The organism is Serratia sp. P2ACOL2 (assembly GCF_003691565.1).
GTDB lineage: Bacteria > Pseudomonadota > Gammaproteobacteria > Enterobacterales > Enterobacteriaceae > Serratia > Serratia liquefaciens.
Map to the genome: position 1 here is coordinate 1,253,869 of NZ_CP033162.1, position 15,182 is coordinate 1,269,050.

The window sequence follows — 15,182 nt, forward strand, 5'->3', positions numbered from 1 at the left end:
ATTGAGAAACCCTGCACTGATCCTTATACTGCCGCACATATTCAAGGCGTGCGGCACTTATTTGATTTAACAACGCGAGCACGCCTTCCGGTTTACAAGCTAAAGGCAATTCTATGATCAACAATGACGTGCTGCGCAGCGTGCGCTACATGCTGAGTATTAACGACGCGAAAATGGTCGAGATTATCAAGCTGGATAATTTCGATGTTGCGGTCTCGGCAATGGGTGCTTACGTCATCAAAGAAGGTGAGCCAGGTTTCGAGAAGTGCCCGGACGAAGTGATGGCTCACTTCCTGAACGGTCTGGTGTTTTTCAAACGCGGCAAGGACGACAAGTTCCCGGCGCCGGAAGTGGAACTGCCGATCACCAATAATCTGGTGTTGAAAAAGCTGCGCGTGGCGTTTGAGTTGAAAGATACCGACATGCATCAGATTTTCACCGCCGTAGATTTCCGCATTTCCAAGCCGGAGCTAAGTGCGCTGTTCCGCAAAGAAGGCACCAAAAACTTCCGCCCGTGCGGCGATCAGATGCTGCGTTATTTCCTCAAAGGCTTGGCGCAACGCCTGCGCGGCGCATAAGTTACGCCACCATTGATGAAAACCGCTTCTCAACGCCAACATCCTGTTGGCGTTGTTCTTTCTGCGATATGAACCAAAATCGAGCTTAATTCTTATTTAGCGTCTCAAAAACGGCTCCAATTCTCCGCGTCATCATCGGCAAGCGCTGGTCCTTTCGCTGCGGTAATAACCTGCGGCCGGACATTAATCGCGGCGGGCGCGGACGTGGATAGTTTGAAAACGGCGACGGTTTGGTTCAAGTGATTGGCCTGATCTTCCAGTGCACTGGCGGCGGAAGCTGATTGTTCAACCAGCGCGGCATTCTGCTGAGTCACCTTATCCATTTCGTTAACAGCCTGCGCGATCTGTGCAATCCCACGGCTTTGCTCTTCTGAGGCGCTTGAGATCTCCTGCATGGTTTCCGTGACCTGACCGATGGCGGTTACAATCTCCGTCATGGCTCCGTTAACGTTCTCTACCAGATCGTTGCCCTGACTGACGCGCAGCACCGATGTATCAATCAGCGTTTTAATTTCTTTGGCTGCCTGAGCGCTGCGCTGTGCAAGGTTGCGCACTTCACCGGCGACCACGGCAAAGCCACGGCCTTGTTCACCTGCACGGGCCGCTTCCACCGCCGCATTCAGGGCCAAAATATTGGTTTGGAAGGCAATGCCGTCAATGACGCTGGTGATATCACCAATTTTGCGTGAGCTGTCGGCGATATCGCTCATGGTGACCACCATTTTGCGAGTAATCTCGCCGCCGTTGATGGCACTTTGCGAAGCGCTTTTGACCAACGAGGTAGCTGCACCGGCGCTCTCTGCGTTGTTTTTCACCGTAGCAGAAAGCTGCTCCATGCTGGCCGCCGTTTCTTCCAGCGAACTTGCCTGTTCTTCAGTGCGGCTTGAGAGGTCGTTGTTACCCGCGGCAATTTCCTGCACGCCGGTATAAATATTTTGCGTTCCTGAACGGACGGCGCTGACGGTATTCGCCAGCTCATCACGCATATTGACGAGCCCTTGCATCAGCTTGCCAATTTCATTATTCCCACTGGCATTAATTTCTATCGCCAAATTTCCATGTGCAATTTCAGCTTGATAGTCGATAATCTGATTGATTTTGTTGATCACATATTTTCTTATCCAGACCAGTACCACACCGGTTAGCAGAATAAAGATAAAAATAAACGTCAACGATAAAGGCACCATTTTATGGTAACTGTCCTGTGCCGCAATACCCGCTGGAGTAATAATATCGTTGGCAACGTAGGCTGAGGTCTCATCAAGCGCAGACATGAAATGCGTGGCTGAGCTATTGTGCATAATTGTTTGGAAACGGGAGATATCGCCATCTTCCAGGCTGATAATTAATTTAAGCAGGTCGCCGCGTGCTTTTTCATACAGATTCTTGACGTTCTTGGTCCGCGCTTGTTCATCCTGATCCTTCAGTGACAGTTGATAAAATTCTTCCATCAATTTATCAACTTCAGTGAGGCGCTGGCGAAGTTCGCCCAGAGATTTTTTTGCATTGTGATTTTGTGGCTGCGTGCTGAGCATCAAGGCATCTTTCAGCACGTCTTCACGGATCTCGGTAACGGAAGCGTAGGCATTATCCATTGCCATGATTTGATTAAAGCCGGAGGAGATTTGTGTAATGCGGTTATTGGTGCCTGAGGCATCCAGAATGCTCCATGCGCCGGAGAATATCTGAATAATACAGAATAGGGTTAAAATCCCCATTAGCCCGTGGGAGATTTTTAATCGTTCAAACATAGTACAACCTGAGATTTCAGTGAGGTGCCAGTGCGGCAAATAACACTATTTTGCCGCGAGAAGTGCTGTGTGTTTTCGGCAGATTACGATAAAACTTTAGTGATTAATTGGGGGCGGGATTTGAGGGCCATATTATCTTTGTTTTTAACTTTTCGTTTTTATTTGAAACATACAGATAACATGAACTGGCCTGAGACCTATTATCCAAAGCCCGGCAGTAAAGTAATAGCGATACCTCGAGGGAAAATAGCTTAAGGTTTTGTAACGGAGCGTATTTATTTTTCCTGGTAATTATTAATCATGTTTCTATTTTAATGGCGGTGCAGCCAAACCCAAACAGGGCTCAGACTGCTGACAAACGCTCGAAAAGGCTAAACCGGTAGGGGTCGAACATGTTCGACCCGATTTAATTCATTGATTATGCTATTGGGTGCAGCATGCAGCGCCCCTACCATTAAACAACAGAGCACTTTGTCAACGGCTTCAGCTCGCAGGGGGGATTGGCGAAGCGCCGAGCAATTGCTGCGCCAGCGATTCTGCGTGTTGCGCCACCTGCGGCAACCCCATCAGTTCACCGAAGCGTCCGCGGGCGGCGGGGCCTGCCACATAGAGACGATCGTTACTTTTTCCATGGCGATCAATCGCTCGCGAGTGGCCATCGACCCAAATTCCCAGCGCCAGCGGATCGGGCTGGATAGCCCCTTCCGCTGCGAGCTGCTTCAGCAGCGCATCGCTGTTGAGCAACGCACCGTGCGCCGGGCCAGTTGTGACAATCAGTTTATCCACCCGCAGAGTTTCCGTGGCGGCTTTACCGCGTGCTTTCACCGTCAGAATGAGCGTTTCTTTGTCTACCTCAACCTGCTTAAGGCTGGCGGCCAGCACCTTAAGGCGCCCATTTTGCTGTAGCAGGGACAATACCTCACTGACCTGCGGTGCAATGCGGTAACGGTGCACGTCCCACCATGGACGCAGATGGCGTAGAAAGCGCCGCTGTTCTTTCAGCGAAAGCCGTTGCCAAATCTGCTGTCCGTTCAGCCGTATGTCATCCAGTACCCCTTGCCAGGGCAGGCCTTCCTTGGCGGCCAGCGCTACTTCCTGTCGGACTCGCCGCAGCCAGGCGCGGGCGCTGTCCGCCTGTGGACGCCGATCATCAAGCTGGCGAGGCGGCGACTCACCGGTCAGATTTGGCCGGGGCAGCAGGCCGCGGCGCGAGAATGCCAGGATCGGCCCACGATGCCCCTGGCGGTCAAGCGATGCCACCACGTCAGACATGGTTAACCCTGAACCGATGATAGCCACCCGCGCACTCTTCTCCACCCCGATTAACGCATCTGTCTGCCACGGGTTGGCGATCAGGCCTGGATGGTCTTGCGGCACCTGCTGTAGTTGTCTCGGTACGGCAGGGGGAGGGTGGCTGATGGCCAGCACCACCTCATCCGCGCGATATCTATCCCCGGAGGCCGTCAGCACCTCTGCATTTTGCAGCGCCACGGCATAATCCTGAACATGGGTGACCTCTACCGGCGATGTTTCCAGCGCAGCGGCCAGCTTGTCGACGATATAGGCGGCGAACCGTCCCCGTTGCGGATAAAGGCTGCCATCCGTCCAGAGCGCTTTGTCATCCTGTTTGAGGCCTCCCTCAGCCCTCAGCCAGCGGTCGAAGTCACCTTCTTCGGCGGCGGAAAGCTGCATACGTGCGGCAGGGACGTTTATGCGATGCGCCGGATCGACCGTGCCATAAGCCACGCCCTGAGCCAACTGGGCTCGAGGCTCGATAACGATCACCTTCAGGCCGGATTGGCCCAACCGCGCCAGATGAATAGCCAGCGCGGTACCGCTAAAGCCGCCGCCAATGATGACAATCTGCCGATCAGCCATGACTTAACACCGGTTGCTGTTGGCGTTCCAGCTCGCGAACCCGCGGGATCACTTCGCGGCCAAAGAATTCCACCTCTTCCTGAAAATGCAGGAAGCCCAGCAGCATCAGATCCACGCCGGCTTGTTTGAGTTCGACGATCCGCTCCGCTATCTGCTGCGGGGTGCCAATCAGGTTGGTTTTGAATCCATCGTTATATTGCACCAAATCCTCCAGCGTCGATTTCGCCCAGTTACCTTCCCCCTCAGGGGAGGCGCTACCGGCATTTTTCACCTCAGACTGGAACCCTTTCACCGCATCCGGATTCGCATTGTCCAGGATATCACGCAGTACGCTTTGCGCTTCCTGCTCCGTTTGGCGGGCAATGACGAAGCCATTGACGCCGATTTTGACCTTGTGCTGATTTTCGGCGGCTTTTAGCTGGATATCTTCAACCTGCTGACGGATACCTTCCGGGGTGTTGCCGTTGGTGAAGTACCAGTCGGACACTCGTGCGGCCATATCCCGCGCGGCTCTTGAACTGCCTCCCTGGAAAATCTCCGGTTGTGGATCCAGCGGTTTCGGCTTCAGCGAATAGTCGCGGAAGCGGTAGAAATCACCGGCAAAGGTGAAGCTGTCCTGCTGCCAGATGCCCTGCAGGCAGCGAATGAACTCTTCCGAACGCAGATAGCGTTCCTCGTGATCCAGCCAGGGTTCGCCAATGGCTTTGAACTCGCCCCGGAACCAACCGCTGACGATATTGACCGCAATACGCGCGTTGGACAGATGGCTGATGGTGGCAATCTGTTTGGCGGCGAGGGTTGGATTCCATGGGCCCGGCAACAGGGCGGCGATGACCTTGAGCTTGTCCGTCGCTCCCAGCAAGTCCTGTGAAAATGTCACCGACTCATGTTGATTATCCGCGCCATAGCCGGCGGTAAAGCGGATCTGCGTCAGGGCATAGTCAAACCCGGCGCGCTCGGCAATTTGCGCCAGCTTGCGGTTATAGTTTGCATCCCAACTGGTACGCTGAGGGATTTGGCTGATCACCAGGCCACCCGACACGTTAGGGACCCAGTAGGCGAACTTGATCGGTTCATTGCTCATGGTTTTCTCCTCAGTTTCACTTTTTCACCGGACGACGATCGCCGCCGATGGTTTCTCCAAATGGCCCGGTGTTAACCGTGCGCTGACGTTTTTCGACGTTGCCCGCCAGCGGCAACAGTGGCATCACCAGTTCGGCAAACCGGTGAGCCTCTTCCAGGTGCGGATAACCCGAGAAAATAAAATTAGTGATCCCCAATGCCTGATATTCACGGATGCGTTCGGCAACCTGTTGTGGATTGCCGACCAGTGCGGTACCTGCGCCGCCGCGCACCAGCCCCACGCCTGCCCATAAGTTGGGGGCGATGCGCAAACTGTCCTTCGAGCCGCCGTGCAGTGCGCTCATGCGGGCCTGTCCGGTCGAGTCCATACGCGAGAAAATTTTCTGTGCGGCGGCGATGGTGTCATCATCCAAATGGGCAATCAGTTTGTCGGCGGCAGCCCAGGCTTCCTCTTCCGTTTCCCGAACAATGACGTGCAGGCGAATGCCGTAGTCCAGCGTGCGTCCGCGCTCCTGGGCGCGCCGACGCACCACGGCAATTTTCTCCGCCACCTGCTCAACCGGTTCTCCCCAGGTGAGATAGGTGTCGATCTGGCTCGCCGCTACCTCCAGCGCTTCCTCTGACGAGCCGCCAAAAAATAGCGGCGGCCCGTTCTCCTGTACCGGCGGGAACAGCACTTCAGCGCCTTCAACCCGCAAATAATCGCCCTGAAAATCGACCTTTTCGCCTTTCAGCAGGCGAGAATAGACCTCCAGAAACTCGCGGGTGACCTGATAGCGCTCGGCGTGACTGAGGAAGATCCCATCGCCTTTGTTCTCGATGGGATCGCCACCGGTTACCACGTTGATTAACAGGCGTCCCTCCGAAAGGCGATCCAGCGTGGCGGCCATCCGCGCGGCAAGGCTCGGGGGCTGCAACCCAGGGCGCACGGCGACCAGATAGCGCAGACGTTTGGTGAGGGGGGCGAGTGCGGCCGCGACCAGCCAGGAATCCTCGCAGCTTTTGCCGGTTGGGATCAGCACGCCGTAATAGCCAAGGTTGTCTGCCGCCAGCGCAACCTGTTGCAAATAAGGCAGATCTACGGCTCTTCCGCCCTCGGTCGTGCCCAGATAACGGCCGTCGCCGTGGGTCGGTAAGAACCAGAATACGTTGATGTTTTGCGCCTGCCGTTCGCTCATTAGTCATTTCCTATATAACGATATCTTAATTTATTCAATAGAATATCCATGCTTGGTTATAAACAACCAAGCAGAAAGCATGCCAAAATGATTGGTTATTTTTGTTCTTATCTATTAACGGGTTAGCGATTTTTGTCGTGGACGGTTTTGCTGCAAATGCAGCAGTGACTGATGGCAGGCTGTTGCATTTGCAGCAACGGGGGCGGTTGAGCCTCTCGTCTTGTCTGGCCGCTGTCGGTATTGTTTCTGTACTGTTCCCTTAAAGGTATCGACGATGCAAAGCTCCGGTCCGCGGTTAATTGACCCCGCTTCTCTTGCCTTCCAAAACGTTCTGGATCGTCTGGCTCCGACGGACGCCACCGTGCTTATCGTGGGCGAAACCGGTACGGGTAAGGAGCTAATGGCCCGCTATCTGCACCATCACAGCTTAAGGCGCGATCGCCCCTTTCTGGCGGTGAACTGTGGCGCGCTGACGGAGAGCCTTGCCGAGTCGGAACTGTTTGGACATGAGAAAGGTGCTTTCACCGGGGCGGTGGATCGCCACCAGGGTTGGTTCGAGGCGGCAGAAGGGGGCACCTTGCTGCTGGATGAAATCGGTGAGTTAAGCCTGCCACTACAGGTAAAGCTGCTGCGTGTATTGCAAGAACGGGAAGTGACCCGGGTGGGCTCCCATCGGCCGGTAAAAGTGAACGTCCGCGTCGTGGCCGCTACCCATGTGGATCTGGCGAATGCCATCCGCGAACGCCGCTTTCGTGAAGATCTTTATTACCGGCTCAACGTGGCCGCCGTGACTCTGCCTCCCTTGCGCCAGCGGCGGCAGGATATTCCACTGTTGGCTGAGCATTTCCTGACGCTGTACGCGCGGCGGTTGGGGCGCCCTCAACTGCGTCTTAGCGCAGAGGCGCTGGCCACGCTGATGGATTACCCGTGGCCGGGGAATATCCGCGAGCTGGAAAACACCCTGCATAATGCGGTGCTGCTCAGCAAAGCGCCGCTGATTACGCCGCAGCAGCTGAGGCTAAGCGCTGAAATGGCCAGCTTGCCGCCTCAGGGGGATGCTTCGCTGGACAGCTTCCTTCGCCAGCAGTTGGCGGGTAACGATGGCCCCCTCTACCAGCGGGTGATCGACTCGCTGGTGCGCAATGCTTTTGAACTGAGCCAGGGTAACCAGTTGCAGGCCGCGGCGCTGTTGGGCATCAGCCGTAATACGCTGCGTACCCATCTGGGGCATCTTGGCTTAATCAAAGCCAGGAGAAGCGTCGGCGGCACGGCGTTAAAATCAGGCCGGGAGACCGGCAGCCGTGAACGCGAACTGCGTATTGGTTACCAGAAGTTTGGCAACCTGGGAATACTCAAGGCCCGCCAGTCGCTGGAGGCGCGCCTGGCCGACAGTGGGGTGAGCGTGTTGTGGAGCGAGTTTCCTGCCGGTCCTCAGTTGCTGCATGCCCTGACTAACCGAGAGATCGATTTTGGCACTACCGGCGAGGTTCCTCCTTTATTTGCTCAGGCCGGTAACAGCCCATTGCTGTACGTTGCCTGGGAACCGGCCGCACCACAAAGCGTGGCGTTGCTGGTTACCGATGACAGCCCGATCCGCACTCTTGCCGACCTGCGCGGAAAGCGGATTGCGGTCAATAAAGGCTCCAATGTGCATTATCTGCTGTTGCAGATCCTTGATGAAGCCGGATTGACGCTGGAAGACGTGCGGGTGGTTTATGCGCCGCCAAAATACCCGCTGACCCCCAGCGATCATCATGCGGTGGATGCCTGGATGATGTGGGATCCCTTGCTGAGCGATGCCGAACAAAGCGGGCAGTTCAGGGTTATCGCCAACGGCGTAGGGCGGGTGAGCAACCATCAGTTCTATCTTGCTCACCGCGATTTCGCCGGCCACTCTTCCGATTTGCTGCACGGCCTGATGGCGGCGCTGGAACAAACCGGGCGCTATATTGACGCCCATCGCGACGAAGCGGCAACGCTGTTGTCGGCCGAACTGGGGCAAGGTATCCCCTCGCTCACCCACGCACTGGCTCGTCGCAGCCATCAGACACGCCGAATGGATTTAAATATCATTCGCCAGCAGCAGGCGATAGCCGACCGTTTTTACGCTTTGGGGCTGTTACCCCGAGCGATTAAAGTTCGCGAGGCGATATGGCAGTGACGGGTTACTTCCGTCATCAACCCAGTTCCCTTGGCGCTAATATATTCATCAAAGTGGGCTGCGGCTTGTTTGTGATCAATCGAAAAGCGGCATTTAGCCGCGTGAGTCGAGAGCGTGGTGCATACCAGAAAGCCCCGCCAGCGCTGTAATAACAGAAAGTGTACTGCACCTTTTTTGCTCGCCGATTGTGCAGCGCTGGTGCAGGATGATTATTTTATTGTCATAAGTTTTAATTATAATTCATTGAAATCATACGATTAAAAATTGGCACGTCGGTTGCTCTATTGAATCCCATCTTGTGTACTAGATGGAATTCAGCCGATGACCCAGCCTGTTAATACGCTACGCGGTTTCACCCTCAGCGAATGGCAACACCACTATCACACCCGCCCGGCCGACGAGCGCATTGCCTGCGTGCGCGCTACCCTGACTGCACTGGCCGCCGACCTGCCGGTGGATGACAACGCCTGGCTGTATCTTGCCAGCGCCGCACAGCGTGAAGTGCAGTACCAAAGATTGGCGCAGCGGCTTGAAGCGCTCGCCGGCGATATCAGCCAGCTCCCGCTGTTTGGCGTACCCTTTGCGGTAAAAGACAACATCGACGTCGGCGGCTGGCCGACCAGCGCGGCCTGCCCGGAGTTCGCTTATCTGGCGGCGTCGGATGCCACCGTGGTCGCCAATTTGTGCGCTGCCGGTGCCATCGCGATCGGTAAAACCAATCTCGATCAGTTTGCGACCGGGCTGGTGGGCACCCGTTCGCCACACGGCGCAGTGGTCAACAGTTTCGATAGTCGCTACGTCAGCGGCGGTTCCAGCTCCGGTTCGGCGTCGGTAGTGGCGCGCGGCCTGACGCCGTTTTCTCTGGGCACCGACACCGCAGGTTCGGGGCGCGTTCCGGCCGGATTCAACAATATTGTCGGCCTGAAACCGACCAAAGGCGGGCTGTCGAACCGTGGCGTGGTGCCCGCTTGCCGATTGAATGACACCGTATCGGTGTTTGCCCTGACGGTGGCGGACGCAGCGCTGGTGGCCGAATTGGCCGGCGGCTATGACGCAGCCGATGCCTATTCCCGCATTAACCCCCGCACCGCCCCGGCGGATTTACCTGCGTCACCTCGTTTCGCGGTGCCTGCGCAACTCGAATTTTTCGGCGATGTGCAGGCCGAGCGGGCATTTCAGCGGGCGCTGGCGCAGTTGAAAAGCAGCGGCGTGACGCTGGAAACCCTCGATTTTACGCCGTTTCGCGTGCTGGCGGAGCAGCTCTACTACGGCCCTTGGGTGGCGGAGCGCACCGTGGCGGTCGAAGCGATGCTGAGCGCCAACCCGCAGGCCATCAATCCGGTGGTGCGCGGCATCGTCAATAACGGCCTGAAGTACAGCGCCTGCGATGCTTACAAGGCGGAATATCTGCGTGCCGAACTGACGCGGCAGATTGAGCAGCGACTGGCTCCCTTTGATGCGCTGGTGGTGCCGACCTCGCCGACGATCCGCACTCTGGCAGAAATGGAGCAAGAGCCGGTGTTGTTTAACTCGCAGTTCGGCACCTACACCAATTTCACCAACCTGGCCGATCTGAGCGCATTGGCGCTGCCCGCGCCGATGCGTGACGACGGATTGCCTGCCGGTATCACCCTGATTGCCCCCGCCTGGCACGATCGTGCATTAGCGGCGTTCGGCCTGCGCTGGCAGCAGGCTCAGGATCTGCCGCTTGGCGCAACGGGTCGCCGGTTGCCTGCTTCTCAATGCTTGACGCCATCCAGCCAGCACGTGCGGGTAGCGGTGGTCGGTGCGCACCTCAGCGATATGCCGCTGAATTTCCAGCTCGTGCAACGCGCGGCAACCCTCGTAGAGCAAACCACTACCGCGCCGTGCTATCGCCTGTACGCCCTCGCCAATAGCCAACCGCCAAAGCCGGGGATGGTCAAAGCCGCTCAGGGGGCCGCCATCAGCGTCGAGCTATGGGATATCCCGTTGGCGCGTTTTGGCGAGTTCGTGGCCGAGATCCCGGCGCCGCTGGGCATGGGCACCTTGCTGCTGGCAGACGGGCGGCGGGTGAAAGGCTTTATCTGCGAACCCTGGGCGCTAGAGGGCGCTACGGACATCACTGAATTTGGCGGATGGCGCCACTATATCGCCAGCCAGAAGGGGGCATGATCATGTTTACTACCGTATTAATTGCCAACCGCGGCGAAATTGCCTGCCGGGCGATCCGCACTCTGAAACGTTTGGGCATCACCAGCGTAGCGGTCTATTCCGATGCCGATCGCAATGCGCCGCACGTGACCGAGGCTAATCTGGCGATACCGCTCGGTGGCGACAAGGCCGCTGACAGCTATCTGTGCATCGACAAGATCCTGGCGGCCGCGGCGCAAACCGGCGCGCAGGCGATTTATCCGGGCTATGGCTTCCTTTCCGAGAGCGCCGAGTTTGCCGACGCCTGTGAAACGGCGGGCATCGCTTTTATCGGTCCGACGGCGGCGCAAATCCGCGAGTTTGGCCTGAAACACCGTGCTCGCGAGCTGGCGGCGGTGGCGCAGGTGCCGATGACGCCGGGTACGGGCCTGCTGAACAGCGTTGAGGAGGCGGTCAGCGCCGCCGGCCGCATTGGTTATCCGGTGATGCTGAAAAGTACCGCCGGTGGCGGTGGCATTGGCCTGACGCGCTGTGACGATGAAGCCGCGCTGCGTGAGGCTTATGACAGCGTAAAACGCCTGGGCGAGCAGTTCTTCCGCGACTCCGGGGCCTTTATTGAGCGCTTTGTCGATCAGGCCCGGCACGTGGAAGTGCAAATATTTGGCGACGGTCAGGGCTGGGTGGTGGCGCTGGGTGAGCGCGACTGCTCATTGCAACGCCGCAACCAGAAAGTGGTGGAGGAAACCCCGGCACCGAATCTGCCCGCCGCCACGCGTCAGGCGCTGCATCAAGCCGCAGTGGCGCTGGGGGCATCGGTCAACTACCGCAGCGCCGGCACCGTGGAATTTATCTACGACGCTGCGCGTGACGAGTTTTATTTTCTGGAAGTGAATACTCGCCTGCAAGTGGAGCATCCGGTGACTGAATGTGTCACCGGGCTGGATCTGATTGAATGCATGTTGCAGGTGGCGGCGGGCGATGCGCTGGACTGGGCGGCGTTGCAACGAGCGCCGCAGGGGGCATCGATTGAAGTGCGCATTTATGCCGAAGATCCGCTGAAGCATTTCCAACCCAGCCCCGGCGTGCTGACTGAAGTGCACTTTCCGGACGACGTGCGCGTCGACGGTTGGGTGGCCACCGGTAGCGAAGTGTCGGCCTTTTATGACCCGATGATCGCCAAGCTGATCGTTCATGGCGAAGACCGCCGCCAGGCGCTGGAGAAAATGCGTGTCGCGCTGGATGCAACCCGACTGCACGGGATTGCCACTAACCTGGACTATCTGCGACAGGTGATTGCGACCGAGGAATTCCAGAACGGCAGCGTCTGGACACGCATGCTGGACAGCTTCCGGTTCCGACCCAATAGCATTGAAGTGCTGCAGCCGGGCACCTACAGCAGCGTGCAGGATTATCCCGGCCGTGTTGGCTATTGGGATATCGGCGTGCCGCCGTCCGGGCCGATGGACGACTTCGCTTTCCGGCTGGCCAACCGCATTGTCGGCAACCACCCCAGCGCCGCCGGGCTGGAGTTTACCCTGCAGGGGCCGACCCTGCGCTTTCACTGCGACGCCATCATTGCCCTGACCGGCGCGGATTGTCCCGCCGATCTGGACGGTGAGGCCGTGGCCTACTGGCAGCCGATAGCGGTGCGTGCCGGTCAGGTACTGCGTTTGGGGCGAGCACAGCGGGGATGCCGTACCTATCTGGCGGTACGCAATGGTTTTGACGTGCCAGTGTATCTGGGCAGCCGTTCGACCTTTGCGCTGGGGCAGTTTGGCGGCCACGCCGGCCGTACCCTGCGCGTGGCGGACATGCTGGCGGTATCGCAACCGGGTTTGGCTGCCGCCACGACTCCGGCGCCGATTGCGGCCCCACAGGCAATGGACGAAAGCCTGATCCCGCAGTACGGCAATCTGTGGAATATCGGCGTGCTGTATGGTCCGCACGGCGCACCCGACTTCTTTACCCCGGCATCCATCGAACGTTTCTTTGCCGCCGAATGGCAGGTGCATTACAACTCCAACCGGTTGGGCGTACGCCTGTCCGGGCCTAAACCGGAATGGGCGCGACAGGACGGCGGCGAGGCGGGGCTGCATCCGTCCAACGTGCACGACTGCGAGTATGCCATCGGTTCGATTAACTTCACCGGCGATTTCCCGGTGATCCTTACCCGCGACGGACCGAGCCTGGGCGGCTTTGTTTGCCCGGTGACCATCGCCAGGGCGGAGCTGTGGAAGGTCGGTCAGGTGAAACCGGGGGATCGCATCCGTTTTCATCCTATCGGTTTCAAGCAGGCGCAGTCGCTGGAGCAGGCGCAGCTCGGCAGTATCGAAGCCCTGGCGGCGGTGAAGGCCATCACCCTGGCACCGCCGGATCTGATGCCGGGCACGACTGCCTCCGCCGCCATAGTGGCGGCGTTACCGGCCACCGACAGTCGGCCGGCAGTGGTCTATCGCCAGGCCGGGGATGGTTACATTTTGCTGGAGTACGGCGACAACGTGCTCGATCTGGCGCTGCGGCTGCGCATCCATTTGCTGATGCAATCGCTCAAGCAGGACGTGATCCCGGGCGTGGAGGAGCTGGCACCCGGCGTGCGATCGCTGCAGATCCGTTATGACAGCCGCAGTATCAGTCAGGCCGATTTACTCCAGCGCTTGTTGGCGCGCGAACAGGCGTTGGGTGATGTCAGCCAGCTGAAAGTGCCGACGCGAACGGTTTATCTGCCGATGGCGTTTGAAGATTCCGCCACGCTGGGCGCGGTGGAACGTTACCAGCAGACGGTGCGTTCGTCGGCCCCCTGGTTGCCGAACAACGTCGATTTTATCCAGCGCATCAACGGGCTCGGCAGCCGCGAGAAGGTACGCGACATCATCTTCGACGCCAGCTACCTGATCCTCGGGCTGGGCGACGTCTACCTGGGCGCACCCTGCGCGGTGCCGATCGACCCGCGGCACCGTTTGCTCAGTTCCAAATACAACCCGGCGCGCACCCATACCGCCGAAGGCACGGTTGGCATCGGCGGCATGTACATGTGCATCTATGGCATGGATTCGCCGGGCGGCTATCAGTTGGTCGGACGTACCTTGCCGATTTGGAACAAATTTCTCAAAAACCCGCAGTTCAACCCCGGCGAGCCCTGGCTGCTGCATTTCTTCGATCAGGTGCGTTTCTACCCGGTGAGCGAGCAGGAGCTGGATGAGCAGCGCGAGGCGTTCCGCGAAGGGCGCGCGCAGATCCGCATTGAGGACAGCGAATTCGATTTTGCCGATTACCGCCGTTTTCTGGCGGAAAACGCGGAAGACATCAGCGCCTTCCAGCAGCGCCAACAACAAGCATTCAGCCACGAAGTGACGCGCTGGCAGGCGGAGGAGGCGGAGGCCGAGGCCCAATTGTTGCCACCGCAGACTGATGAGGAAGAGGTGGATGGCGACCTAGTCAGCGCCGACCTGAATGGCAGCGTGTGGAAGATCCTGGTCGAGCCGGGGCAGAGGGTGGAAGCCGGTCAACCGCTGATCGTGGTCGAGGCGATGAAAATGGAGCTGGCGGTCACCGCGCCGCGCGCCGGGATCATCAAGCGCATCAGTTGCCAGCAGGGGCAACCGGTGGGGCCGGGCGATGCGCTGCTGTGGCTGGAACACGCCAGCTAACGCTCAATCATTCACATCGGGGCGCGCTATGCCGCGCCCACGGAGAGGCATGCGATGCAAATCACCAATAACCGCAGCAAGGCTCGGCCGGAGGGGCTGGCGGAACGTATCTATCTGCAGCTCAAGGACGACATTTTTGATTTTCACCTGCTGCCGGGCGATCGCTTCAGCGAAAACGAAATTGCCGTGCGTATGGACGTCAGCCGTACGCCAGTGCGTCAGGCGTTGTTCTGGCTGGAGCGCGAGGGCTACGTAGAGGTGCATTTTCGCAGCGGCTGGCAGGTGCGCCCGTTCGATTTTGCCTACTTCGAAGAACTGTATGACCTGCGCATCGTGTTGGAGTGCGAAGCGGTAAAACGGCTATGCGCTCGGCCAATGGGCGAGGTGCCGGGGCAGTTGGCGGCGCTTACCCGTTTTTGGATCGACGAACCGCGGCTGGAGGAGGGAAAAACCGTCTCAGTGCACGACGAGCAGTTTCATATGGCGCTGGTCGAGGCGGCGGGGAATGGAGAAATGGCGCGTATTCACCGCGATTTGACCGAGAAAATTCGCATCATTCGTCGGCTCGATTTCACCCAGGAAAGCCGGGTGGAGGCGACCTACAACGAACACGCCGCCATTTTGCGGGCGATCTTGCAACACCGAACCGAGGAGGCGCAAACGCGGCTCAGTCACCATATTGCCGTCAGCAAGGCTGAAGTAAGAAAAATAACTCTGCATATGCTGCATCAGGCCCGGCTTCGTCAGCCATAACCCGGCGTCTTTCGAGCTGC

The 15,182-nt window shown here is 58.2% G+C and carries 9 protein-coding genes; 5 read left to right on the forward strand and 4 right to left on the reverse strand.

Features of this window, described 5'->3' with window-relative positions:
- Window positions 1–113 precede the first annotated feature (113 nt).
- Window positions 114–578: a DUF1456 family protein gene (locus tag EBA31_RS06025; protein ID WP_020825833.1), complete on the forward strand. Its 465-nt coding sequence runs from the start codon at window positions 114–116 to the stop codon at window positions 576–578.
- A 104-nt stretch (window positions 579–682) separates the two neighbouring features.
- Here EBA31_RS06025 and EBA31_RS06030 read toward each other — a convergent pair whose 3' ends face one another.
- The 4 genes from EBA31_RS06030 to ssuD form a co-directional block, all read right to left on the reverse strand.
- Window positions 683–2,329: a methyl-accepting chemotaxis protein gene (locus EBA31_RS06030; RefSeq protein WP_122077739.1), complete on the reverse strand. Its 1,647-nt coding sequence runs from the start codon at window positions 2,327–2,329 to the stop codon at window positions 683–685.
- Window positions 2,330–2,812: 483 nt separating this feature from the next.
- Window positions 2,813–4,207 (reverse strand): FAD/NAD(P)-binding protein, encoded by a 1,395-nt coding sequence (locus EBA31_RS06035; RefSeq protein ID WP_122077741.1) that lies wholly within the window; start codon window positions 4,205–4,207, stop codon window positions 2,813–2,815.
- Window positions 4,200–5,291: a dimethylsulfone monooxygenase SfnG gene (sfnG, locus tag EBA31_RS06040; protein WP_122077743.1), complete on the reverse strand. Its 1,092-nt coding sequence runs from the start codon at window positions 5,289–5,291 to the stop codon at window positions 4,200–4,202. The genes EBA31_RS06035 and sfnG overlap by 8 nt, the downstream gene beginning before the upstream one ends.
- A gap of 16 nt (window positions 5,292–5,307) precedes the next feature.
- On the reverse strand, window positions 5,308–6,468 hold the full coding sequence (ssuD, locus tag EBA31_RS06045; protein WP_020825837.1) for an FMNH2-dependent alkanesulfonate monooxygenase: 1,161 nt from the start codon (window positions 6,466–6,468) through the stop codon (window positions 5,308–5,310).
- 274 nt (window positions 6,469–6,742) lie between these two features.
- Here ssuD and EBA31_RS06050 point away from each other — a divergent pair, with 274 nt between their 5' ends.
- The 4 genes from EBA31_RS06050 (at window position 6,743) to EBA31_RS06065 (ending at window position 15,162) form a co-directional block, all read left to right on the forward strand.
- The gene (locus EBA31_RS06050) at window positions 6,743–8,629 is read left to right on the forward strand and encodes a sigma-54-dependent Fis family transcriptional regulator (protein ID WP_122077745.1); all 1,887 of its coding nucleotides are present in this window, start codon (window positions 6,743–6,745) and stop codon (window positions 8,627–8,629) included.
- A gap of 321 nt (window positions 8,630–8,950) precedes the next feature.
- Complete coding sequence (atzF, locus tag EBA31_RS06055; RefSeq protein WP_122077746.1) at window positions 8,951–10,783, forward strand: allophanate hydrolase; 1,833 nt, start codon at window positions 8,951–8,953, stop codon at window positions 10,781–10,783.
- Window positions 10,784–10,785: 2 nt separating this feature from the next.
- Window positions 10,786–14,409, forward strand: a complete 3,624-nt coding sequence (gene uca / locus EBA31_RS06060; protein ID WP_122077748.1) for an urea carboxylase — start codon at window positions 10,786–10,788, stop codon at window positions 14,407–14,409.
- A gap of 54 nt (window positions 14,410–14,463) precedes the next feature.
- Entirely contained in the window at window positions 14,464–15,162 is a 699-nt protein-coding gene (locus EBA31_RS06065; RefSeq protein WP_046374174.1) for a GntR family transcriptional regulator, read from the forward strand.
- Window positions 15,163–15,182 lie beyond the last annotated feature (20 nt).

Excerpts from the sequence above, each read along its gene's own strand:
- uca (WP_122077748.1), top strand. The coding sequence starts at position 10,786 with ATGTTTACTACCGTATTAATTGCCAACCGCGGCGAAATTGCCTGCCGG.
- EBA31_RS06065 (WP_046374174.1), top strand. The coding sequence starts at position 14,464 with ATGCAAATCACCAATAACCGCAGCAAGGCTCGGCCGGAGGGGCTGGCG.
- atzF (WP_122077746.1), top strand. The coding sequence starts at position 8,951 with ATGACCCAGCCTGTTAATACGCTACGCGGTTTCACCCTCAGCGAATGG.
- ssuD (WP_020825837.1), bottom strand. The coding sequence starts at position 6,468 with ATGAGCGAACGGCAGGCGCAAAACATCAACGTATTCTGGTTCTTACCG.
- EBA31_RS06025 (WP_020825833.1), top strand. The coding sequence starts at position 114 with ATGATCAACAATGACGTGCTGCGCAGCGTGCGCTACATGCTGAGTATT.
- EBA31_RS06030 (WP_122077739.1), bottom strand. The coding sequence starts at position 2,329 with ATGTTTGAACGATTAAAAATCTCCCACGGGCTAATGGGGATTTTAACC.
- EBA31_RS06050 (WP_122077745.1), top strand. The coding sequence starts at position 6,743 with ATGCAAAGCTCCGGTCCGCGGTTAATTGACCCCGCTTCTCTTGCCTTC.
- sfnG (WP_122077743.1), bottom strand. The coding sequence starts at position 5,291 with ATGAGCAATGAACCGATCAAGTTCGCCTACTGGGTCCCTAACGTGTCG.
- EBA31_RS06035 (WP_122077741.1), bottom strand. The coding sequence starts at position 4,207 with ATGGCTGATCGGCAGATTGTCATCATTGGCGGCGGCTTTAGCGGTACC.